This window comes from Glutamicibacter creatinolyticus (assembly GCF_006094275.1).
Classification (GTDB): domain Bacteria; phylum Actinomycetota; class Actinomycetes; order Actinomycetales; family Micrococcaceae; genus Glutamicibacter; species Glutamicibacter creatinolyticus.
The window spans coordinates 1722005-1741548 of sequence record NZ_CP034412.1; the positions used below are offsets into that span (position 1 = coordinate 1722005).

General features: G+C 66.6%; 18 protein-coding genes. 4 read left to right on the forward strand and 14 right to left on the reverse strand.

From position 1 onward, the window contains the following. Positions 1 to 160: 160 nt before the first annotated feature. The 8 genes from secF to pdxT form a co-directional block, all read right to left on the reverse strand. Complete coding sequence (gene secF / locus GcLGCM259_RS07845; RefSeq protein ID WP_138926264.1) at positions 161 to 1132, reverse strand: protein translocase subunit SecF; 972 nt, start codon at positions 1130 to 1132, stop codon at positions 161 to 163. Beyond that, entirely contained in the window at positions 1125 to 2822 is a 1698-nt protein-coding gene (gene secD / locus GcLGCM259_RS07850) for a protein translocase subunit SecD (protein ID WP_138926265.1), read from the reverse strand. The genes secF and secD overlap by 8 nt, the downstream gene beginning before the upstream one ends. 58 nt (positions 2823 to 2880) lie before the next feature. Beyond that, entirely contained in the window at positions 2881 to 3261 is a 381-nt protein-coding gene (yajC, locus tag GcLGCM259_RS07855; RefSeq protein WP_175419361.1) for a preprotein translocase subunit YajC, read from the reverse strand. A 139-nt stretch (positions 3262 to 3400) separates the two neighbouring features. Next, entirely contained in the window at positions 3401 to 4450 is a 1050-nt protein-coding gene (gene ruvB, locus GcLGCM259_RS07860) for a Holliday junction branch migration DNA helicase RuvB (RefSeq protein WP_138174126.1), read from the reverse strand. Between the two features lie 21 nt (positions 4451 to 4471). Then, positions 4472 to 5092: a Holliday junction branch migration protein RuvA gene (gene ruvA / locus GcLGCM259_RS07865; RefSeq protein WP_138174128.1), complete on the reverse strand. Its 621-nt coding sequence runs from the start codon at positions 5090 to 5092 to the stop codon at positions 4472 to 4474. Between the two features lie 61 nt (positions 5093 to 5153). Next, positions 5154 to 5750 carry a crossover junction endodeoxyribonuclease RuvC gene (ruvC, locus tag GcLGCM259_RS07870; RefSeq protein ID WP_138926267.1) on the reverse strand — a complete coding sequence of 199 codons (597 nt, stop codon included), beginning with the start codon at positions 5748 to 5750 and terminating at the stop codon, positions 5154 to 5156. Positions 5751 to 5764: 14 nt separating this feature from the next. After that, positions 5765 to 6523, reverse strand: coding sequence for a YebC/PmpR family DNA-binding transcriptional regulator (locus GcLGCM259_RS07875; RefSeq protein ID WP_138174132.1), 759 nt, complete (start codon positions 6521 to 6523; stop codon positions 5765 to 5767). A 4-nt stretch (positions 6524 to 6527) separates the two neighbouring features. Continuing rightward, positions 6528 to 7139 carry a pyridoxal 5'-phosphate synthase glutaminase subunit PdxT gene (pdxT, locus tag GcLGCM259_RS07880; protein ID WP_138926268.1) on the reverse strand — a complete coding sequence of 204 codons (612 nt, stop codon included), beginning with the start codon at positions 7137 to 7139 and terminating at the stop codon, positions 6528 to 6530. Between the two features lie 239 nt (positions 7140 to 7378). Between pdxT and GcLGCM259_RS07885 the strand changes: the two genes are divergently transcribed. Beyond that, entirely contained in the window at positions 7379 to 8221 is an 843-nt protein-coding gene (locus GcLGCM259_RS07885; RefSeq protein WP_138926269.1) for an aldo/keto reductase, read from the forward strand. 131 nt (positions 8222 to 8352) lie between these two features. On the opposite strand, the gene GcLGCM259_RS07890 is transcribed toward GcLGCM259_RS07885, so the two are convergent. Then, entirely contained in the window at positions 8353 to 9522 is a 1170-nt protein-coding gene (locus tag GcLGCM259_RS07890; RefSeq protein ID WP_138926270.1) for a CapA family protein, read from the reverse strand. An 89-nt stretch (positions 9523 to 9611) separates the two neighbouring features. On the opposite strand from GcLGCM259_RS07890, the gene GcLGCM259_RS07895 reads away from it, so the two are divergent. Together GcLGCM259_RS07895 and GcLGCM259_RS07900 are read left to right on the forward strand one after the other, a co-directional pair. Beyond that, a complete protein-coding gene (locus GcLGCM259_RS07895; protein WP_138926271.1) occupies positions 9612 to 11624 on the forward strand; it encodes a M3 family metallopeptidase in 2013 nt (670 codons plus the stop codon). 2 nt (positions 11625 to 11626) lie between these two features. Further along, positions 11627 to 12388, forward strand: coding sequence for a GNAT family N-acetyltransferase (locus tag GcLGCM259_RS07900; protein ID WP_138926272.1), 762 nt, complete (start codon positions 11627 to 11629; stop codon positions 12386 to 12388). Positions 12389 to 12442: 54 nt separating this feature from the next. On the opposite strand, the gene GcLGCM259_RS07905 is transcribed toward GcLGCM259_RS07900, so the two are convergent. Then, the gene (locus tag GcLGCM259_RS07905) at positions 12443 to 13000 is read right to left on the reverse strand and encodes a dihydrofolate reductase family protein (RefSeq protein ID WP_138926273.1); all 558 of its coding nucleotides are present in this window, start codon (positions 12998 to 13000) and stop codon (positions 12443 to 12445) included. A gap of 170 nt (positions 13001 to 13170) precedes the next feature. Between GcLGCM259_RS07905 and GcLGCM259_RS07910 the strand changes: the two genes are divergently transcribed. Beyond that, a complete protein-coding gene (locus GcLGCM259_RS07910; protein WP_138926274.1) occupies positions 13171 to 14079 on the forward strand; it encodes an alpha/beta fold hydrolase in 909 nt (302 codons plus the stop codon). 738 nt (positions 14080 to 14817) lie between these two features. On the opposite strand, the gene pdxS is transcribed toward GcLGCM259_RS07910, so the two are convergent. From pdxS to GcLGCM259_RS07930, 4 genes are all read right to left on the reverse strand, one after another. Beyond that, positions 14818 to 15726, reverse strand: a complete 909-nt coding sequence (pdxS, locus tag GcLGCM259_RS07915; RefSeq protein WP_138926275.1) for a pyridoxal 5'-phosphate synthase lyase subunit PdxS — start codon at positions 15724 to 15726, stop codon at positions 14818 to 14820. 354 nt (positions 15727 to 16080) lie between these two features. Continuing rightward, positions 16081 to 16638 carry an HIT family protein gene (locus GcLGCM259_RS07920; protein ID WP_138926276.1) on the reverse strand — a complete coding sequence of 186 codons (558 nt, stop codon included), beginning with the start codon at positions 16636 to 16638 and terminating at the stop codon, positions 16081 to 16083. A gap of 117 nt (positions 16639 to 16755) precedes the next feature. Then, positions 16756 to 18768: a threonine--tRNA ligase gene (gene thrS / locus GcLGCM259_RS07925; protein ID WP_138926277.1), complete on the reverse strand. Its 2013-nt coding sequence runs from the start codon at positions 18766 to 18768 to the stop codon at positions 16756 to 16758. 108 nt (positions 18769 to 18876) lie between these two features. Next, positions 18877 to 19524: an ArsR/SmtB family transcription factor gene (locus tag GcLGCM259_RS07930; protein WP_138926278.1), complete on the reverse strand. Its 648-nt coding sequence runs from the start codon at positions 19522 to 19524 to the stop codon at positions 18877 to 18879. Between the last annotated feature and the right edge of the window lie 20 nt (positions 19525 to 19544).

Genomic DNA, 19544 nt, shown 5'->3' on the forward strand with positions numbered 1-19544 from the left:
GAGTGCGCCAGTGCGGGGTCTTGCACCGGCGTGACACGTTGTGCTTAATCCATTGTTTATAGCACGTTCGCGCGGTGACAACTAATTATGCTCCCCTTGCCTGGAAACGCGAAACGCCGCCGATTCACGCGAATCGGCGGCGTTTCTTACGGGTGCGGGGTTAGCGGGAGGCCAGCACCCGTTCGCGCTGGGCGATGACGTCGGGCTCGTTGCGCCGCAGCCAGGAGTACATCGGGGCCTGGACGAATAGCGTGGACAGCGCCGAGACGATCAGGCCGATGAACAGCGCCAGCGACAGGTCCTTGAGCGTACCGGCACCCAGCAGGTAGGAGCCGATGAATAGGATCGCCGCGACCGGCAGCACCGCCACCACCGAGGTGTTGATCGAACGCACCAGGGTCTGGTTCACCGCCAGGTTCACCAGCTCGTTGAACGTGCGCTGGTCCTCCTTGGCGAAGTTCAGCGTGTTTTCCCGGACCTTGTCGAAGACCACCACCGTGTCATAGAGGCAGTAGCTCATGATGGTCAGGAAGCCGATGATCGCGCTCGGGGTGATCTCAAAGCCGGAGAGCCCGTAGATCCCGGCGGTCACCACGATCACGGTCATCAGCCCGATCACCGCGGCGATCGACATCTTCCAGGTGCGGAAGTACGCGGCCATCAAAAGCGTCACCAGCACCACGAACGCGACCAGCCCGAACAGGGCCTGGCGTGAGACGTCCTGGCCCCAGGTGGGGCCGATGAACGTGCTAGTCACGTGGTCCGCGTTCACCCCGTAGGCCTCGGCCAGCTGCCCGCCGATGGCCAGGGTCTGGTCATCGCTGAGCCGGTCGGTCTGCACCCGGATGGTGCCCGGGGCGATGTTGGTGACCGTCGCCTCCTGGCCCGGGACGGCGGCGGAGACCGCGTCCTCCCCGAGCTTCACGTCGGTGTTCTGCACCGCCGAGACGGTGAACTCCGAACCACCGCGGAAGTCGATGCCCAGGTTGAACCCGCCCTTGACCACGGGCACCAGGATGGAGAGCACCATCAGCACGGCGGCGATAGAGAACCACAGCTTGCGCTTGGCCACGAACGGGTAGGAGCGCTTGCCGGTGTAGAGTTCGTTGCCCCATTGAGCGAGCTTATTCATTGTTCTCCTCCCGGTTCGCTTCGGCGGCCCGGCGTTCGGCGATCGTCATCCTGCGGGTGGCCTCGGCGGCGGCCTTGGTGTTCCTCTTGCCGCGCGCCGTGGTGACGTTCTCGTTGAACCGGCGGACCTGCCCGGCCCCGCGGTACAGCGGCACCGCGCCCAGCAGCGACGGGTCCAGCCCGGACCAGCGGTGGCCCTCGGCGAAGAACTTGGTGCGCGAGAGCACCACCAGCAGCGGGTGGGTCAGCCCGTAGACGATGATCAGGTCGATCACCGCGGTCAGGCCCAGGGTGAACGCGAAGCCGCGCACGTTGCCCACCGCCACGATGTACAGCACCACCGCGGCCAGCAGGTTCACGGCCTTGGAGACCAGGATGGTGCGCCGGGCCCGTCCCCAGCCCACGTCGATGGCCCCCGCCAGCGGACGGCCCTCGCGCAGCTCATCGCGCACGCGTTCGAAGTAGACGATGAACGAGTCGGCGATCAAGCCGATCGCCACGATCAGGCCGGCCACGCCGGCCAGCGAGAGCCGGTAGTTCATCGTCCAGCCCAGCAGCAGCAGCGCCAGGTAGGTCAGCACACCGGAGGCCAGCAGCGACAGGATGGTGACCAGGCCCAGGGCGCGGTACTGGAAGAGCGAGTAGATGAACACCAGCACCAGGCCGATGACGCCGGCGATCAACCCGCCGCGCAGCTGATCAGCGCCCAGGGTGGCGGAGATCTGCTGTTCGGACTGGATCTCGAAGCTGATCGGCAGTGCGCCGTACTTCAGCTGCTCGGCCAGCGCCTGGGCGGACTCCTCGGTGAAGCCGCCGGTGATCTGCGGGCGCCCGTCGCTGATGACGGCGTTGGTGGTCGGCGCGGAGATCACGGTGCCATCCAGCACGATCGCGAACTGGTTGCGCGAACCCTGCAGCGAGACCAGACGCTGGGTGGTGTCCGAGAAGGTCTTGGTGCCTTCGCTGTTGAACTCGATGACCACGGCCCAGTCGCCGGTCACCGCGCCCTGTGCGCCGCGGGTCATCTGCGCGTAGGCGTCGGAGATGTCCTGGCCGGGGATTTCCACCGGGCCCAGGATGTACTTCGCGCCCATCCGGGGATCGCACGAAATCATCGGCTCATCCGGGTCGTGGGTGGTCGATTCGCGCTTGTCCAGCTCGCTGGGGCAGTCGTAGGCCTCGAAGTCCTTGTAGAGCTGCGGGCTGATCCAGTTGGTGTCCGAGGCGTTCTCCGGCTTGCCCTCAGGCTTGGGGATCTCCGCCTCCGGGGTGCGTTCTTCCTTCGGGGTGGCCTCGAAGGCGCCGGTGATCAGCACCGGGCGGAACTCCATGTTGGCCGAGGCCTGGATCAGTTCGCGGGTCTTGGTGTCCGGCACGCCGGGCATCGAGACGACCACGTTGCTGCCGGACTGGGTGGTGATCTCCGCCTCGGAGACGCCGCTACCGTCCACGCGCTGGCGGATGATCTCCACCGCCTGGTCCAGCTGGTCCTGGTCGATGCTTTCATCGCCCTGGACCCGCGGGGCCAGGATCATCTGGGTGCCGCCTTCCAGGTCCAGTGCGAGTTTGGGGGCGAAGCTGGTCTTGCCGGTGGCGACGCCGGCGACAAGGATGCCGGTGGCGATGATCGTCAACGCCAGCAGCCAGATCAACGCCCGGTGCGCCTGTTTTACAGGTCCAATTGATGACATCTAGAGTGCTTTCTCATCGAGGAGACTTCGGTGAGCCCACAAAACGGGGCCAAGGGGATTAGGCGTTGCGCTCGTCCTTGCCCTCGTCGTCCAGGCGACGCAGGGTCTCTTCCGCGGTCTCGGTGCCGGCGGCCGGGGCCTCGGTCTGCACCTCGGGCTCGATGAACTGGGCGATGGCCTGGCGGTGCACGGTCAGCACGGTGCCCGGGGCGACCTCAAGCTCAACCCGGTCCTGCTCGTCGATGCGCACCACGGTGCCGAAGATCCCGGAGTTGGTCATCACCTTGGCGCCGGGAACGGTCTTCTCCTTCAGCGTCTCCTGCTGCTTGCTGACCTTTTTGCGTCCACGGATCATCATGATGATCAGCACGGCGAACAGGCCGACCATCAGGATCATCGAAGGGTTGAAACCGCCCGCGGCGGCCTGTGCAAACGTCACGGAGTACACGAATATACCTGCTAACAAATCGACAAAAAGAGCGTGTGGCCCGGCATCCCGCGGTTTCGCGGTCATGGCACGGGCCACTTCAGTCTAGTCGCTGAAGCCAGCGGGGTAACACATTTACGCCTGCAGAGGACTAATCCTCATCGGATTCATAGTTTTGCGCCCCGGCGAACAGGGCGTCCTTCGGCACGGCCAGGCCCAGGTGCTCCCACGCCTCGGGCATTGCGATGCGTCCGCGCGGGGTGCGTCCCATCAGGCCCTCACGCACCAGGTAGGGTTCTGCCACGGTTTCCACCGTTTCGGTTTCCTCCCCCACCGCGATCGCCAGGGTGGACAGGCCCACCGGTCCCCCGCCGAACTTCTGGCACAGGGCCTGCAGCACGGAGCGGTCCAGCCGGTCCAGGCCCTTGACGTCGACCTCGTACATGTCCAGTGCCGCAGCCGCGGCCCGCTGGTCGATCTGCTCCAGGCGGTTGACCAGCGCCCAGTCCCGCACCCGGCGCAGCAGCCGGTTGGCGATGCGCGGGGTGCCGCGCGAGCGGGAGGCGATTTCGGTGAACGCGGTGGAGGTGACGGCCAAATCCAGCATCATCGCAGAACGGCGCAGCACCAGTTCCAGTTCGTCGACCGCGTAGAACTCCAGGTGCCCGGTGAACCCGAACCGGTCGCGCAGCGGCCCGGGCAGCAGCCCGGCGCGGGTGGTGGCCCCGACCAGGGTGAACGGCGGCAGCTCCAGCGGAATGGAGGTGGCCCCGGCCCCCTTGCCCACGATGATGTCCACGCGGAAGTCCTCCATGGCCATGTACAGCATTTCCTCGGCCGGGCGGGACATGCGGTGGATCTCGTCCAGGAACAGCACCTCCCCCTCGGTCAGCGAGGAGAGGATCGCGGCCAGATCCCCGGCGTGCTGGATGGCCGGGCCGGAGGAGATGCGCAGCGGGGCGTTCATTTCCGAGGCGATGATCATCGACAAGGTGGTCTTGCCCAACCCCGGGGGGCCGGAGAGCAGCACGTGGTCTGCGGTGCGTTCGCGGATGCGGGCGGCCTCCAGCACCATGGACAGCTGCTGGCGCACCCGCGACTGCCCGACGAAGTCGTCGAAGTTGCGCGGGCGCAGTGCCGCCTCCAGGGTGCGTTCCTCGGCACCGCTGGAGGCGTCGGTGAGTTTGGTGGAATCGTTCACGCCATGTTCCTAGCTGTATTCCTATCGGGCGCGGGCGCCGGTGGACATGCTGCGCAGGGCCGCGCGCAGGATTTCGGGCACGTTGCCGGTTTCCACGATTTCCGGGGAGGCCTTGGCCAGCTTGCCCAGGGTGTTCTTGGCGTCCTTCTCGGTCCAGCCCAGGCCGGTGAGCGCCTCGATGACCTGCGGTTCCCACACCCCGGCGGTGCCCGGTGCGGCGCCGTTGGCCGCGGCCGCGCCGGTGGGCACCAGTTTCCCGTTCAGCTCCAGCACGATCCGGCTGGCACCCTTGGGGCCGATGCCCGAGACCTTGGTGAACGCGGCGGTGTCCTTCGTGTTGGCCGCCACGCGCACCTGCTCGGGGCTGTGCACGGCCAGGATCGCCAATCCGGTGCGCGGGCCGATCCCGGACACGGAGGTGAGCACCTCGAAGACCTCGCGCTCCTCGGCCGAGGCGAAGCCGTAGAGGGTCATGGAGTCCTCACGGACCACCAGGGAGGTGTAGACGGTGGCCTGGCTGCCGACCTGCAGGCCCGAGAGCGTTTGGGGGGTGGCGTTGATGAGCATCCCGAACCCGTTGACGTTGATGACCGCGTTGTTCAGGGCCACGGCCTCAACCCGGCCGGACAGTGAGCTGATCATGCCACTCCTTTGCATACCTTTTCGACATCCCCAGCATATCGAAGATATGTACGAATATCGATTAGCGTCCGGTGCCGCGGCGCTTGGCCGAGGCCTCCGCGGCGATCCAGGCCTGCTGGGCGGTGGTCAGCTGGGTGGAGCCGACCCGCCCGGCGGAGGCCGAGGCGTTGGAGCCGACCGCCGCGCCGCGCCAGGCGTGGGCGATGGCCAGGGCCACCGCGTCCGCCGCGTCGGCGGGCTTGGGCGGGGAATCCAGCCGGCAGATCTTCGCGACCATCTTGCCCACCGAGTTCTTGTTCGCCTGCCCGCTGCCGGTGACCGCGGCCTTGACCTCGGTCGGGGTGTGCATCGCCACCGGAATCCCGCGCCGGGCGGCAGCGGTGATCACCACCCCGGAGGCCTGGGCGGTGCCGATCACGGTGGTCACGCTGACCGCGGAGAACACGCGCTCGATGGCCAGCACGTCCGGGCGGTGCCGTTCCAGCCAGGCGTCGATCGCCTCAGCGATCGTCAGCAGCCGGCGGTCCAGCGGGGTGCCCGGCGGGGTGCCGGCGACCGACACGTCCACCAGGGTGACCTTGCGGTTGGGTTCGACGTCGACCACGGCCAGCCCGCAACGGGTCAGGCCGGGGTCGATGCCGACTACGCGGAGCGTCAAGTGACTGCCGGCCCCTACTCGTCCTCGGCCAGGGCGGCCTGGACCTCGTCGGACAGGTCCGCGTTGGTGTACACGTTCTGCACGTCGTCCAGTTCCTCCAGGGCGTCGAACAGGCGCACGAACTTCTTCGCGGCCTCCACGTCCAGCTCCACCTTCATGGAGGGCAGGAACTCAACCTCGTCGGACTCGTACTCGATCTCGGCCTCGTCCAGGGCGGTGGCCACCGCACGCAGGTCCGCAGCCTCGGAGATCACCTCAAAGTTGCCGTCGGCCTCCTGCACCTCTTCGGCGCCGGCGTCCAGCACGGCCATCAGCACGTCGTCCTCGCTCAGCTCCCCGACCGGCAGGCGCACTACGCCCTTGCGGGAGAACAGGTAGTTCACGCTGCCCGGGTCGGCGATGGTCCCGCCGTTGCGGGTGATCGCCACGCGCACCTCGGAGGCGGCGCGGTTCTTGTTGTCGGTCAGGCATTCGACCAGCAGCGCCGAACCCTGCGGGCCGCGCGCTTCGTAGATGATCTCGGTGTAGTCGATGACCTCACCGGTCAGCCCGGCACCACGCTTGATGGCGCGGTCGATGTTGTCATTGGGCACGGAGTTCTTCTTGGCCTTGGAGACGGCCAGTTCCAGCGCCGGGTTGCCGGCGGGGTCGGGGCCACCAGTGCGGGCTGCAACTTCGATGCCCTTGATGTACTTGGCGAAGGCCTTGGCGCGCTTGGCGTCAATCGCAGCCTTCTTGTGCTTGGTGGTTGCCCATTTGGAGTGGCCTGCCATGGTGTTAAGCGTCTCCTTGCGTCATGTGGATGAAAAACTCGTGGATGGCATTGCTGCCGGTGACCTCGGGATGAAATGAGGTCGCCAATAAATTTTCCTGTCGTACCGCAACAATTCTATCGTGAACTGCCCGATTCTGGCCGGGGACGGTGGACAGGACCTGCACGGCGGGGCCGACCTGCACCGCTTCGGGGGCGCGGATGAACACCGCCTCGAAGCTGTGTCCGGCAAATTCCAGCACCGACTCGAAGGAGTCCACCTGGCGGCCAAACGCGTTGCGCCGCACCGTCATGTCGATCCCGCCAAAGCTGCGCTGCGCCTGCCCGGTGGCCGAGATGGCCGGGTTCTCGATCTGGTCGGCCAGCATGATCATCCCGGCGCAGGAGCCGTACACGGGCAGGCCGGAGGAAATCAGCGTCCGGATCGGCTCGGCCAGGCCGTAGTTGCGCGAGAGCCGGTCGATGACCGAGGACTCTCCGCCGGGGATGACCAGCCCGTCCAGGTGCTCCAGGTCCTGCGGAGTGCGCACCGGCAGCGCCGCGGCTCCCAGCCGGATCAGCGCCTGCAGGTGTTCGCGGAAATCGCCTTGCAGCGCCAGTACCCCAATGCGGGTCATCTGCCTGCCTTCCTGCGGTGGTGTGGTGCGCGCACCGGTGGGTGCGCGCACATCAGGTTAAGCCCGCGCCGGGGCGGCCGGCGTTTTTTCCTCGGCGTGTCGCACCGGGTTTCCGCCGCATTTGCCCTGCATTTCGGGGCGCTTGGGCGCCGGCTGGTTGCTGATTGGCGCGGCCCGGCAATCTTGGTAGGTTCGCAGGGACAGCTACGCCCAGGTGAGAAGAGCGGGGAGTTTTGACCATGACCGATGCCACGAACCATTCCACAACCCATTTCCAGCTGCCCGGCGACGTGATGATGCCGGCGATCGCCCTGGGCACCTACCCGATGCAGGGCGCGGAGGCCGCCCACGCGGTGGAGGGGGCGCTGCGGCTGGGCTACCGGCACGTGGACACCGCGGAGAACTACCACAACGAGGAGGGGGTCGGCGAGGGGATCCGGCGCTCCGGGCTGCCGCGCGAGGAGGTGTTCATCACCACCAAGTTCAACAGGCAATGGCACAGCATCGATGGGGTGCGCCAGGCATTCGAGAACTCGGTGCAGCGTCTGGGGGTGGACTACCTGGACCTGTTCCTGATCCATTGGCCCAACCCGGAGCAGGGCACGTTCGTGGAGGCGTTCGAGGGCCTGGCCCGGCTGCAGACCGAGGGGAAGGTGCGGGCGATCGGCGTGTCGAACTTCAAGCCCAAGCACCTGCAGCAGCTGTTCGACGCCGGCCTGGCCCCGGCGGTGAACCAGATCCAGCTGGACCCGGAATACCGCAACCCGCAGGCCCAGCAGTTCCACCGGGAGCACGGGATCCGCACCGAGGCGTACACGCCGCTGGGACGCGGCGGCGCGTTTTTGCACAACCCGGCCCTGACCGAGCCGGCGCAGAAGTACGGCAAGACCGCGGCCCAGGTGACGCTGCGCTGGCACGTACAGCAGGGCATCGCCGCCGCCCCGAAGTCCGCGCATCCCCAACGGCAGCAGCAGAACCTGGACATCTTCGACTTCGAGCTGACTGACGCGGAGATCGCGCGGATCAATTCGCTGGACACCGGCAAGCACGCCCGCCAGGATTCGGAGAGCTTCGGGCACTAGGGTCCACCAGGGCCCACCAGAGCCCATCAGGGCCATGCGGGCCGACGAGGTCAACGCCGCGGATCGGATAGTCCCCCGCACGGTGAGTGCGGCCGACGGGATGGGGCGCAGTTCCCTGGCGCCGCCGGGTGCTACCTGGTGCCGGCCGGTTCCCAGGGCACCAGTCCGTCCTTGAACGCCCCGTAGGCGTCCACGGTCTTGGTGCTGCGTTCCCGGCTGGCTTCGGCCTGCCCGTCCTCCACGCACCGGCTGGCCTCGGCGACCTGGCACCAGCGCACCGGGTCCTCGGTCAAGAAGTGCGGCACCCAGGCCGGTTCGCTCACCGACCAGTCATCGTCCTGCTGCCGGGTGAACGTGGCCTTGACGCTGATTCCCTCCCGGTTCAGCACGGTCGGGGTGGCGTGCTTGGCCACCGAGTTGCCCAGCCCATACACGATCCAGGTGCCCTTGTGCTTTTCGATGGGCAGCACCGAGTGGGTGTGGTGCATGTAGATGAAGTCGAACTCACCGGAGGCGGCCAACGCCCGGCCGAGCTTGCGCTGCTCGGCGGTGGGACGGTTGGTGTACTCCGCGCCGTCGTGCACGGCGGCCACCACGACCTGCGCCCCCGCCTCGCGGGCATCCTTGGCCCGCTGGATCAGGGAGGCCGCGGAGATGTCGGTGTCCACCCGCCAGTCGGTGTCCGCGCTCATCCCGTTCAGCGAATAGGTGCCGGCGATGACCCCGAGCTTGACCCCGTCGACCTCCATGATCGGCGGTGCCTCGGCCTCCGCGGCGGTGCGGTAGGAGCCGGTGGAGAACATCCCGGCCTGCTCCAGGGTGTCGATGGTGCGCTTGACCCCGGCGGTGCCGGCGTCCACCGTGTGGTTGGTGGCGGTGGTGCACCCGTCATAGCCGACCTGCTTCAGGTCGGTGACGATCTGCGCCGGGACGGTGAACATCGGGTAGCCGCTGTAGGGCGGAACCCCGATCGGGGTTTCCAGGTTGCACAGCGCCGCATCCGCGTCCTGGATGTACGGCTCCAGCCCGCCCAGCAGCGGGGAGAAATCGTACTTTTGCCCTCCGGTGTTCGCCTCGCGCAGCAGCCGCGGGTGCAGCAGCACGTCGCCGGTCAATGCCAGGGAGAAGGACTGCGGTTCGGCGCTGGGCTCCGGCTCGGTTTCCTGCGGCGTCCCGGTTGCGGTGGTGGGGGTAGGCGCCGTGCCGGCACCGGAGGGGGCGGGGGTGCCGGGATCGGGAACGGTGGCGCAACCGGCCAGCAGGGCCGCGCCGGCCAGCAGGCTCAGGGCTCGAAGCTTCATGCCTCTTAGCGTACGCAATCAGCCAGGACGCCTTGGACCGCTTCGCGTAAATGCCCGCGAATGGGCGGGGAATATGACAACCTTTGATTATGGTGAACCCCCTCTTGCAACGCAGCGAACTGCCCTACCAGTGGCCTGACTTTTCCGCACTGGGCGCCGACGACTACCTGGAGGCGGCCAGGATCGGCGCGACCGTCCAGATCGAGGAGATCGAGGTGATCCTGTCCAACGCGGACCCGGCGACCTTCGAGAACACCTTCCTGGCCCTGGAGCGCAGCGGGCAGATCCTGCGCCGGGCCCTGATGACCTACTTCAGCGTGCTCTCGGCCCACGGCACCGAAGAGATCCGTGCCGTCCAGCAGGAAATCACCGGGCTCTACACCCGCCAAGAGGACGAGATCCAGCTCAACGGCCCCCTCTACGAGCGGCTGAACCAGCTGGATGTGCAACAGCTGGAGGGTGAGGACCGGCGTCTGGCCACCGAAACCCTGACCCGCTTCCGGCTGGCCGGGGCCACCCTGTCCGGGACGGACAAGGAACGGCTCAAGCAGCTGAACGCCCAGATCTCCGATCTGTCCACCCGGTTCTCCGCCGCCGCACTGGAGGCGCAGAACGCCCACGCCGTGCTGTTCGAGGACGCCGCCGAGCTGGCCGGGCTGGATGAGGCCGCGACCGCCGCCGCCCGGCAGGCGGCCACCGCGGCCGGACACGAGCAGGGGTACCTGATCCCGCTGCTCTCCCCCACCCAGCAGCCGGTGATGGCGCAGCTACAACTCGCCGCCTCCCGGCGCAAGGTCTTTGAAGCCTCGCTCACCCGCGGGCTGGACACCCCCTACACCCTGGAACTGGCCCGGGACATGGCGCTGCTGCGTGCCGAGCGGGCCCAACTGCTGGGCTTTGCCACGCACGCCGACGCGGTGCTGGCCGACGCGACCGCACCGAGCACCGCCGCGGTCAGCGAACGGCTGGCCGACCTGAGCGCGGCGGCCACCGCCAACGCCCGCCGCGAGGCCCAGGCCCTGGCCGAGATCGCCGGGGTGGATCGCATCGACGCGTGGGACTGGAGCTACTACTCGCAGGCCGTGCTGCGCGAACGCTACGCGCTGGATTCGGCCGCGCTGCGCCCCTACTTTGAGCTGGAGCGGGTGCTGCGCGACGGCGTGTTCGCCACCGCCACGAAGCTGTACGGCATCACGTTCGCCGAACGCACCGATTTGCCGGCCTACCACCCGGACCTGCGGGTGTGGGAGGTTTCCAACGCCGACGGCAGCGCGCTGGGACTGTTCACCGGGGACTTCTTCGCCCGGGAGACGAAGAAGGGCGGGGCGTGGATGACCTCGCTGCGCGATGCGGCCAGCGACCTAGACGAGCTACCGGTGGTGACCAACACGCTGAACATCACCAAGCCGGCCGCCGGGCAACCGGCCCTGCTGACCCTGGATGAGACCCGCACCCTCTTCCACGAGTTCGGCCACGCGTTGCACGGGCTGTTCTCCAACGGCAAGTACGCTTCGCTGGCTGGCACCTCGGTGCCCCGCGACTTCGTCGAATTCCCCTCCCAGGTCAACGAAATGTGGGTGCTGCACCCGGAGGTGATCAGCGGCTACGCTCGGCACCACGAAACCGGGCAGCCTCTGCCGGCGGAGCTGATCGAGAAGATCCGCGCCGCCGAGCTGTGGGGCGAGGGCTTTGCCACCACCGAGTACCTGGCCGCCAGTGTCCTGGACTGGGCCTGGCACACCCTGCCGGCCGGCCAGCAGGTGGGCGACCCGCAGGAATTCGAGCGCCAGGCGCTCACCAACGCCGGGTTCGACCCGGATTTGATCCCGCCGCGCTACCGCACCGGGTACTTCCAGCACATTTTCGCCAACGGCTACTCCGCCGGGTACTACTCCTACATCTGGAGCGAGGTGCTCGATGCCGACACCGTGGAGTGGTTCACCGAAAATGGCGGGCTCATGCGCGAAAATGGAGAGAGGTTCCGCGCCGAGCTGCTCAGCCGGGGAAACACGCGCGAACCGCTTGAATCCTACGAAAACTTCCGTGGCCGCGCCGCGCGGGTTGAGCCGCTGCTGCGCCGTCGAGGCTTGGTGAACGCATAAATATGACGACAATTGCTTCCGCCCAGGACGCTCTGACCCACTGGCACCAGGCGTTGGCCGTTGCCACCGGGGGAAAGATCTTTACCACCCATGGCTGTTCATGGGTGTGGCAGCCGGTGCGCAAGCGCCTGCTGCTGCTCTTCCCCGAACACCCTGAACCGGCGGGCCTGCGTCCGGGCTTGGCCGAGGGGCGCCGGCTTGGTGCCCGCCGCGTGGAGGCCTGGCTGAATTCCGGGGCCCCGTCCGAGAACCTGCTCGACGCCGGGTTCACCGACAACGCGCAGGTCTCCTGGCACGCCGGCTACCTGGCAATCCCCCACGAACAGTGGAAGGGCAAGATCCGCCTGGGTCCGAACGTACCCGAGGCCAGTGGCGCCGACGCCAAGGAACTGGAGGTAACCAGCCTGTGGCGGAACCTGGAAACCGGGCTGAGCTCCGGGCACCCGGCGTTGCGCCGCATCGAACACGCGGTTGCGCGCACCGAGGAGAATGAGATCGTTGGCCGCGGTTTCGTCCAGCAGGGCCTGGAGGGCCAGCTGATGGTGCATTCGCTGGCGGTGGCGCCCAGCCACCAGCGCCAGGGGGTGGGCACCGCGCTGCTGCACGGGCTCTCCCGGTCGATGATCAACCCGCTGAACCCGATGGACGACACCGAACCGGTGGAGCTGCTGGCCGCCGCGACCCCGCGCAGCGCCGAGTTCTTCACCCACAACGGCTTGCGGTTGCTGGGCCGCGGTCGCCACCTGATCATGCGCAGCTGGTAACCAGCCTGGATGGCCTGCCGCGGTGCCTGGTGCCCCGCGGCAGGCCGAGACCCGCTAAGCGGAACGGACCTCGTAGACGAGCCGCGCGAATGGGCCGGCCGGTTTCGCCTCCATGAGGCGCAACCGGTCGGCCTTGATGTTTCTGGGCAGCACCGGGGCGCCTGCGGCCAGCGCTGCCGGGGCAATGGTCAACGCGATCCGGTCCAGGACGCCGGCATCGAAAAATTGCCCGGCCAGCTCCCCGCCGCCAAGCACCCAGATGTCCCCGCCGTTCGCGGCGGCCCGGATTTGCTCCAGGTGCTCCTGCACCGGGCCATTGACCAGCCGCACATCGGCGCCCTCGGGAATTGGCAGCTGACGGCTGGTGAAGACAAAGGTCGGCTTCTGCCCGTAGAGCTGTTGCCAGCGTTCGGGGTTCTCCAGCAATTCCTCCTGCTCCAGCATCCACAGGTAGGTGCTTGATCCCTCGACGTGGACTGCCGCATCCGAGGGGAACAGTGAGGGGTCCGGCTCCTGGGCGCCAGGCACCTCAAAAAGCCACTGCAGGGAATGATGACGGTCGGCGATATACCCGTTCAGGCTCATGGCCAGGTCGTAAATGATCGATGACATGTTCTCAGCGTAGACAGGCAGAGCGTTGACGGCCAACGGGACCGAAGTAGCCAGCCGCGCGCGCCTGGAGGCATTAAATTGGGAGATCTTGAGCGGATTCTACTACTTCCGTAGTGGCTCGCGGCGTACACTTGGCCTACTACATCGCTTGCCGCCAAGGGAGGCGCGTCATGGCCCTGACAATGACATCCAGACCGGCCCTGCCGGAAGTTTCCGGGGTGGAGCACCAGTACGTGGACCTGCCTGACGGCCGGATGCATATCGCAAGCGCCGGCCACGGACAGCCGGTACTGCTGCTCTCCGGGTTCGGACAGTCCTGGTGGGAATGGCGCGAGGTGATGCCGGCGCTGGCCGCGAACGGCTACCAGGCGATTGCCCCGGATCTGCGGGGAGAAGGCTGGAGTGAGCTGCCCACCAAGTCAATGAACCGCACACGGCGCGCCGAGGACATCCTGTTCCTGCTGGAACGGCTGGGACTGGACCAAGTCAGGCTGATCAGCCACGATCTGGGGGCCATCAGCGCGTATCATCTGACGCTGGATCACCCTGAACGCTTCCGCGCCCAGATTCTCTTCTCCGTTCCGCCGCCGCAAATGCGGTTCACCGCCGACCTGCTGCCAGGCATGCGGCATCTGTGGCACCAGGAAGTCCTGGCGATACCGGGCCTGGGGCCAGCCCTGCTGCGTGGAAACTACTTGCCGCGATGGCTGTTCTCGCATTTCGTGGCCCAACCCCTGGCACCGGAAGTCGTTGAATTCTATGTCTCGCTGCTGCGTGATTCAGAATTCTCGCGGGGCAGCACTCCCCTCTGCCAGAGAATCGTGTTGCCCGAGCTGGCGCGGATTACCCGCGGGGCATACCGCCAGCAGCGCTTTGCCATGCCAACGCTCTTCGTGTTCGGCACCAAAGATGTGGGCTTCCCGCCGCACGTCGTCGACAAGCTCTTCGCGGATCCAAGCACGCTTGGTCGGGACGTACGTGTGGCGGCTGTTCCAAACGCCGGTCACTACGTGGTGGACGAGGCGCCCAACGCGGCCATCAAACTCATCATGGACTTCTTCGGGGAACAGACACCGTGAACCGTTGCCATGTAGGGGGTGTCGAGGCGTGATGGGTAAGAGGTTAGCTGTCCTTGTTGCGCTTTCGCCCCGTTACCGAAAATTGCCAGCTCGAAAAAACAATGGCGATCATCAGTCCGAGCATTGACAATAAGACCATATATAGACCCCACGGATCAGGTATACGCTCGTTCCACGCAAGGACCATGGAAAGTACGAGCGCGATACCCATTACTACTGTCCAGGTTTGATTCTTCTTCATCCCGAACCACGCTACCCCATCACTTCCGCTCACGAGGATTATCAGGTGGCTACTAGAAACGAACTGCCCTTCAGTTCAATGACTCCGAAGGCCAGACGCGAAGGACATGGCCCATAGCCGTCTCAGCTCCTACCCTGCCGTAACGATAGCGACGCGCCGCTTGCATTTTGCCACTACCGGCGACCGACAAAACATGCTCATAGAAGGCTAAAGATCGCAGCAATTCCAACAACTTATACGAAATGGACCATAGTGCCCTGCACCGTCTTCTCCCCGCTAAAGATGTCGTACAGGCGATTCCGGATCTCCCGTCAAAAGGAAAGACTTCCGGTCGTTTTCATTCCAGACGCGTCGAATGGTGCCACCGAGGTGAGGAGCGATGAGCACATTACCTCAGCCCTTTTAATTATCAAATAAGTACCTGGGTCAAAATACGCCACGGAGCCCATGCTTTCCGGTTTCGGCAGCGTGGGCTCCGTGGCGTCGTTTTTCAGTGCTTACCAGCCGCGCTCGGAGAGGCGGTGCGGTACCGGCACGTCGGCGACGTTGATGCCGACCATGGCCTCACCCAGGCCGCGGGAGATCTTGGCCAGTTCATCCGGGTTGTCGTAGAAGGTGGTGGCCTTCACGATGGCCTCGGCACGCTGGGCCGGGTTGCCGGACTTGAAGATGCCCGAGCCGACGAACACGCCGTCCGCGCCCAGCTGCATCATCATCGCGGCGTCGGCCGGGGTGGCGATGCCACCGGCGGTGAACAGCACGACCGGCAGCTTGCCGGTGGTGGCCACCTCCTTGACCAGGTCGTACGGGGCCTGCAGCTCCTTGGCGGCCACGTACAGCTCGTCCTCCGGCAGCGCGCGCAGCTTGGCGATCTCGGTGCGGATCTTGCGCATGTGCCCGGTGGCGTTGGAGACATCGCCGGTGCCGGCCTCACCCTTAGAGCGGATCATGGCAGCGCCCTCGTTGATCCGGCGCAGCGCCTCCCCCAGGTTGGTGGCGCCGCAGACGAACGGCACGGTGAAGGGCCACTTGTCGATGTGGTTCTCGTAGTCGGCCGGGGACAGCACCTCGGACTCGTCGATGTAGTCAACGCCCAGGGACTGCAGGATCTGCGCCTCTACGAAGTGGCCGATGCGGGCCTTGGCCATCACCGGGATCGAAACGGTTTCGATGATCCCGTCGATCATGTCCGGGTCGCTCATGCGCGAGACCCCGCCCTCGGCGCGGATGTCGGCCGGAACGCGTTCCAGTGCCATGACGGCCACGGCGCCTGCGTCCTCGGCAATGCGGGCCTGCTCGGGGGTGACCACATCCATGATGACCCCGCCCTTGAGCATTTCGGCCATGCCGCGCTTCACGCGGTCCGAACCGGTCTGGGCCGACGGGGTCTGATCTGGGTTAGACATTCTGGCGTTTTCCTTTCCAACACTGAACGCACTTCTGAGCTACGCCAGTAATCGTAGGATGACGCGTAACATTTCCCTCCGGTGTTGCGTCATATTCGCCAACCCGTAGATTTATCTCCCGATTCCCCTGCGTGACGTAACAATTCACTCGCGGAAAAAACGCAGGTCAGATTCGCTTTGCCGCCTGGCGCGGGAAAGGGCGCAGAATCAAGTCGGGATCCCCTTCGCAGGTTCCGCTGGGCGTCGATCGTGCACCGGGAACACCGCGGGCCCGGAACCGCCAACTGATGGTTGGTGGCTCCGGGCCCGCGGGTACGCCTTCGCGTGTGAGGCGGTCTGCGCGGCGCGGTGCGTCTAGACCTGGTCCCAGGCGTTGGCGACCTCGCTGCGCACCTCGCCCAGGGTGGCGGAGATGGCCTTGGAGTTGGCGATGATCGGGAAGAAGTTCCCGTCCCCGCCCCAGCGCGGCACCACGTGCTGGTGCAGGTGCGCGCTGATGCCCGCTCCCCCGGCCAGGCCCTGGTTCATGCCCAGGTTGAAGCCCTTGGCGTTGGAGACCTGACGCAGCACCCGCATCGAATGCTGGGCCAGGGCGCCCATTTCCGCGGTCTCCTCGGCGGTGATGTCATCGTAGTTCGGCACGTGGCGGTACGGGCAGATCAGCAGGTGCCCGGGGTTGTACGGGTAGAGGTTCAGCAGCACGAAGCAGCTCTGGCCGCGGTGCACGATCAGGGACTGCTCGTCGCTGCGGGTCGGGGCGGCACAGAACGGGCAGTCGTCCTTGTCCTGGAACTGGTGCTGCCCGCCCTTGACGTAGGCCATCCGGTAGGGGGTCCACAGCCGCTGGAACGAATCCGGCACCCCGGCCAGCTCGAAATCGTCGGTGACCTTTTCATCGTCCGGATACTGCATCCCGTGGGACCCCTTCCCTCACCCGGCCGGCAGCGCTGCCCGGGCGGCAGGCACGGTGGCCTGCCAGCGCCCGGGCAACGTGGCCCGCACGGGTTGCGTGCGTGTTGAAACGGCGTGCTAGTTGTTGTTCTCGCGGTTGGCGATGGCGTTGACGATGCGGGAGACCGCCTCGTCGACGGACACCCCGTTGTCCTGGCTGCCGTCGCGGAAGCGGAAGGAGACCGCCCCGGCCTCGGCGTCCTCGCCGCCGGCGATGAGCACGAACGGGATCTTTTCCTTGGACGCGTTGCGGATCTTCTTCGGGAAGCGGTCCGAGGAGTCGTCCAGTTCCACGCGCACGCCATGGGACTTCAGCTTGGCCACGACCTCGCCCAGGTAGTCGTTGAACGCCTCGGCGACCGGGATCGCGCGCACCTGCACCGGCGCCAGCCAGGCCGGGAAGGCGCCGGCGTAGTGCTCGGTGAGCACGCCCAGGAAGCGTTCGATGGAGCCGAACTTCGCGGCGTGGATCATCACCGGTTCCTGGCGCGAGCCGTCGGCGGCCTGGTACTCCAGCCCGAAGCGGGCCGGCTGGTTGAAGTCGTACTGCACGGTGCCCATCTGCCAGGTGCGCCCGATGGCGTCCTTGGCCTGGACCGAGATCTTCGGCCCGTAGTAGGCCGCGCCGCCCGGGTCCGGGACCAGCTCGACGCCGGTGGCGGTGGCGACCTTCTCCAGCACGGCGGTCGCCTCGGCCCACTGCTCGTCGGAGCCGATGAACTTGTCGCTGTCATCGCGGGTGGACAGCTCCAGGTAGAAGTCATCCATCCCGAAGTCGCGCAGCAGCGAGAGCATGAAGTTCAGCAGGTGCTCGACCTCGGCCGGGGCCTGCTCCTTGGTGACGTAGGAGTGCGAGTCGTCCTGCGCGAAGCCGCGCACGCGGGTCAGCCCGTGCACCACGCCGGACTTCTCGTAGCGGTAGACGTGCCCGAACTCGAACAAACGCAGCGGCAGTTCGCGGTAGCTGCGTCCGCGGGAGCGGAAGATCAGGTTGTGCATCGGGCAGTTCATCGCCTTCAGGCGGTACTCCTGGCCCTGGCGGGTGATGTTGCCGTCCTCGTCGCGCTCCTCGTCGATCTGCAGCGGCGGGAACATGGTGTCGGCGTAGTACGGCAGGTGCCCGGAGGTGTGGAACAGCCCGTCCTTGGAGATGTGCGGGGTGCCCACGTACTGGAAGCCCTCTTCGATGTGGCGGTCGCGCACGTAGTCTTCCATCTCGCGCTTGATGATCCCGCCCTTGGGGTGGAAGACCGGCAGGCCCGAGCCCAGCTCATCGGGGAAGGAGAACAGGTCCAGTTCGGCGCCCAGCTTGCGGTGGTCGCGGCGCTCGGCCTCGGCCAGGCGCTCCTGGTAGGCCTTCAGGTCCTCCTTGGTGGGCCAGGCGGTGCCGTAGATGCGCTGCAGCTGCTTGTTCTTCTCGCTGCCCAGCCAGTAGGCGGCGGCCGAGCGGGTGAGCGCGAACGCGTTCTTGATCAGCTTGGTGTTCGGCAGGTGCGGGCCGCGGCACAGGTCCTTCCAGAGCGTTTCCCCGCTCTTGCGGTCCACGTTGTCGTAGATGGTGGTTTCCCCGGCGCCGACCTCCACCGAGACGCCTTCGCCGGTGGTGTCATCGGCGTCGGCCTTGGCCAGCAGCTCGCACTTGTAGGGCTCGTCGGCCATTTCGGCCTTGGCCTCCGCGGGGGTGACCACGCGGCGTTCGAAGCGCTGGTTCTGGTTGACGATCTTGAGCATCATCTTTTCCAGCTGCTTCAGGTCCTCGGGGGTGAAGGGCTCCTCCACGTCGAAGTCGAAGTAGAACCCGTCGGTGATGTAGGGCCCGATGCCCAGCTTGGCGTCGGGGCGCAGCTGCTGCACGGCCTGCGCCATCACGTGGGCGGTGGAGTGGCGCAGCACCTCCAGGCCTTCGGGATCGGCGATGGTCACGCGGGTGACGGTGGCGCCTTCGTGCAGTTCGCGGGACAGGTCGCGCAGTTCGCCGTCGACGTGCATGACCACCACGTCTTTTTGGTCGGCGTAGTACTGGGCACCGGTCGTCCCCGCGTCCACCTGTACCTGCTCGCCGTCGATGGTGAGAGTCAGCTGCTCGCTCATGAGATCGGGTTCTACCTTTCGTAACGAAAATGGCTTCATAGCTTGCGGCATACCTTGGCCACAGCCAGCCACGACCCAGTTTAGTTCAGCCGGCCGGCGGCGTCCTGCTCACTTCGGGGTTTGTGGCGAATCGGGGCCTTGATGTGACTTGTTCAACAGTTCATCGGCCGAGAGCAGGGCGGAGAAGTGCCACAGTTCGCGCGCCGGCTCGGGTTGGGCGCTGGGGATCCTGCCGGCCTTCAGATCCTGGCGGAAGGCCGGGATCAGCGCCTCGATGCGGCGCACCAGCTCATCGGCCTCGTCGCGGGTGAGCATCAGGTTGCTGGTGCTCAGCAGCGCCTTGGCCTCGATGTCACCGTCGGAGGCGTAGTGCTGCTGGGCGTGGGCCAGGGCGGCGGCCAGGCGGCGCTGCTCGTCGTGGGCGATCTGGCCGAGGTAGGCGTTCATGGCGCTGGTGGATCCGGTGCCCGCGTGCTCGGCGGGTTCGCCGGTGGTGTAGGCGTCCCCCGCCGGGCGCCAGACCCGGTCGCGCTTGTCGCGGGCCAGCTCCGGGGCCTCGGCGATCATCCCGGCCTTGGCCAGTTCGCGCAGGTGGAAGCTGATCTTGTTGGCGGCCACCCCCAGCGCCTCGGCCAGGTCGGCGGCGCGGGCCGATTCCATGGCGGCCAGCGTGTCGAAGATCTGCCGGCGCAGCGGGTTGGCCATGGCCTTGAGCATCGGGGTGGTCAGGGTGACGTTGCGTGGGGCCTCGCTCATGGCAACAGCATAGCAATCCC

What these genes read in the sequence shown, in the direction of transcription:
- pdxT (WP_138926268.1), bottom strand. Translation starts at nt 7,139, where the DNA reads ATGACCCGCATTGGGGTACTGGCGCTGCAAGGCGATTTCCGCGAACAC.
- GcLGCM259_RS07905 (WP_138926273.1), bottom strand. Translation starts at nt 13,000, where the DNA reads ATGTCATCGATCATTTACGACCTGGCCATGAGCCTGAACGGGTATATC.
- GcLGCM259_RS07900 (WP_138926272.1), top strand. Translation starts at nt 11,627, where the DNA reads ATGACGACAATTGCTTCCGCCCAGGACGCTCTGACCCACTGGCACCAG.
- thrS (WP_138926277.1), bottom strand. Translation starts at nt 18,768, where the DNA reads ATGAGCGAGCAGCTGACTCTCACCATCGACGGCGAGCAGGTACAGGTG.
- secF (WP_138926264.1), bottom strand. Translation starts at nt 1,132, where the DNA reads ATGAATAAGCTCGCTCAATGGGGCAACGAACTCTACACCGGCAAGCGC.
- pdxS (WP_138926275.1), bottom strand. Translation starts at nt 15,726, where the DNA reads ATGTCTAACCCAGATCAGACCCCGTCGGCCCAGACCGGTTCGGACCGC.
- GcLGCM259_RS07895 (WP_138926271.1), top strand. Translation starts at nt 9,612, where the DNA reads ATGGTGAACCCCCTCTTGCAACGCAGCGAACTGCCCTACCAGTGGCCT.
- secD (WP_138926265.1), bottom strand. Translation starts at nt 2,822, where the DNA reads ATGTCATCAATTGGACCTGTAAAACAGGCGCACCGGGCGTTGATCTGG.
- GcLGCM259_RS07890 (WP_138926270.1), bottom strand. Translation starts at nt 9,522, where the DNA reads ATGAAGCTTCGAGCCCTGAGCCTGCTGGCCGGCGCGGCCCTGCTGGCC.
- GcLGCM259_RS07930 (WP_138926278.1), bottom strand. Translation starts at nt 19,524, where the DNA reads ATGAGCGAGGCCCCACGCAACGTCACCCTGACCACCCCGATGCTCAAG.
- ruvA (WP_138174128.1), bottom strand. Translation starts at nt 5,092, where the DNA reads ATGATCAGCTCACTGTCCGGCCGGGTTGAGGCCGTGGCCCTGAACAAC.
- GcLGCM259_RS07920 (WP_138926276.1), bottom strand. Translation starts at nt 16,638, where the DNA reads ATGCAGTATCCGGACGATGAAAAGGTCACCGACGATTTCGAGCTGGCC.
- GcLGCM259_RS07910 (WP_138926274.1), top strand. Translation starts at nt 13,171, where the DNA reads ATGGCCCTGACAATGACATCCAGACCGGCCCTGCCGGAAGTTTCCGGG.
- GcLGCM259_RS07885 (WP_138926269.1), top strand. Translation starts at nt 7,379, where the DNA reads ATGACCGATGCCACGAACCATTCCACAACCCATTTCCAGCTGCCCGGC.
- GcLGCM259_RS07875 (WP_138174132.1), bottom strand. Translation starts at nt 6,523, where the DNA reads ATGGCAGGCCACTCCAAATGGGCAACCACCAAGCACAAGAAGGCTGCG.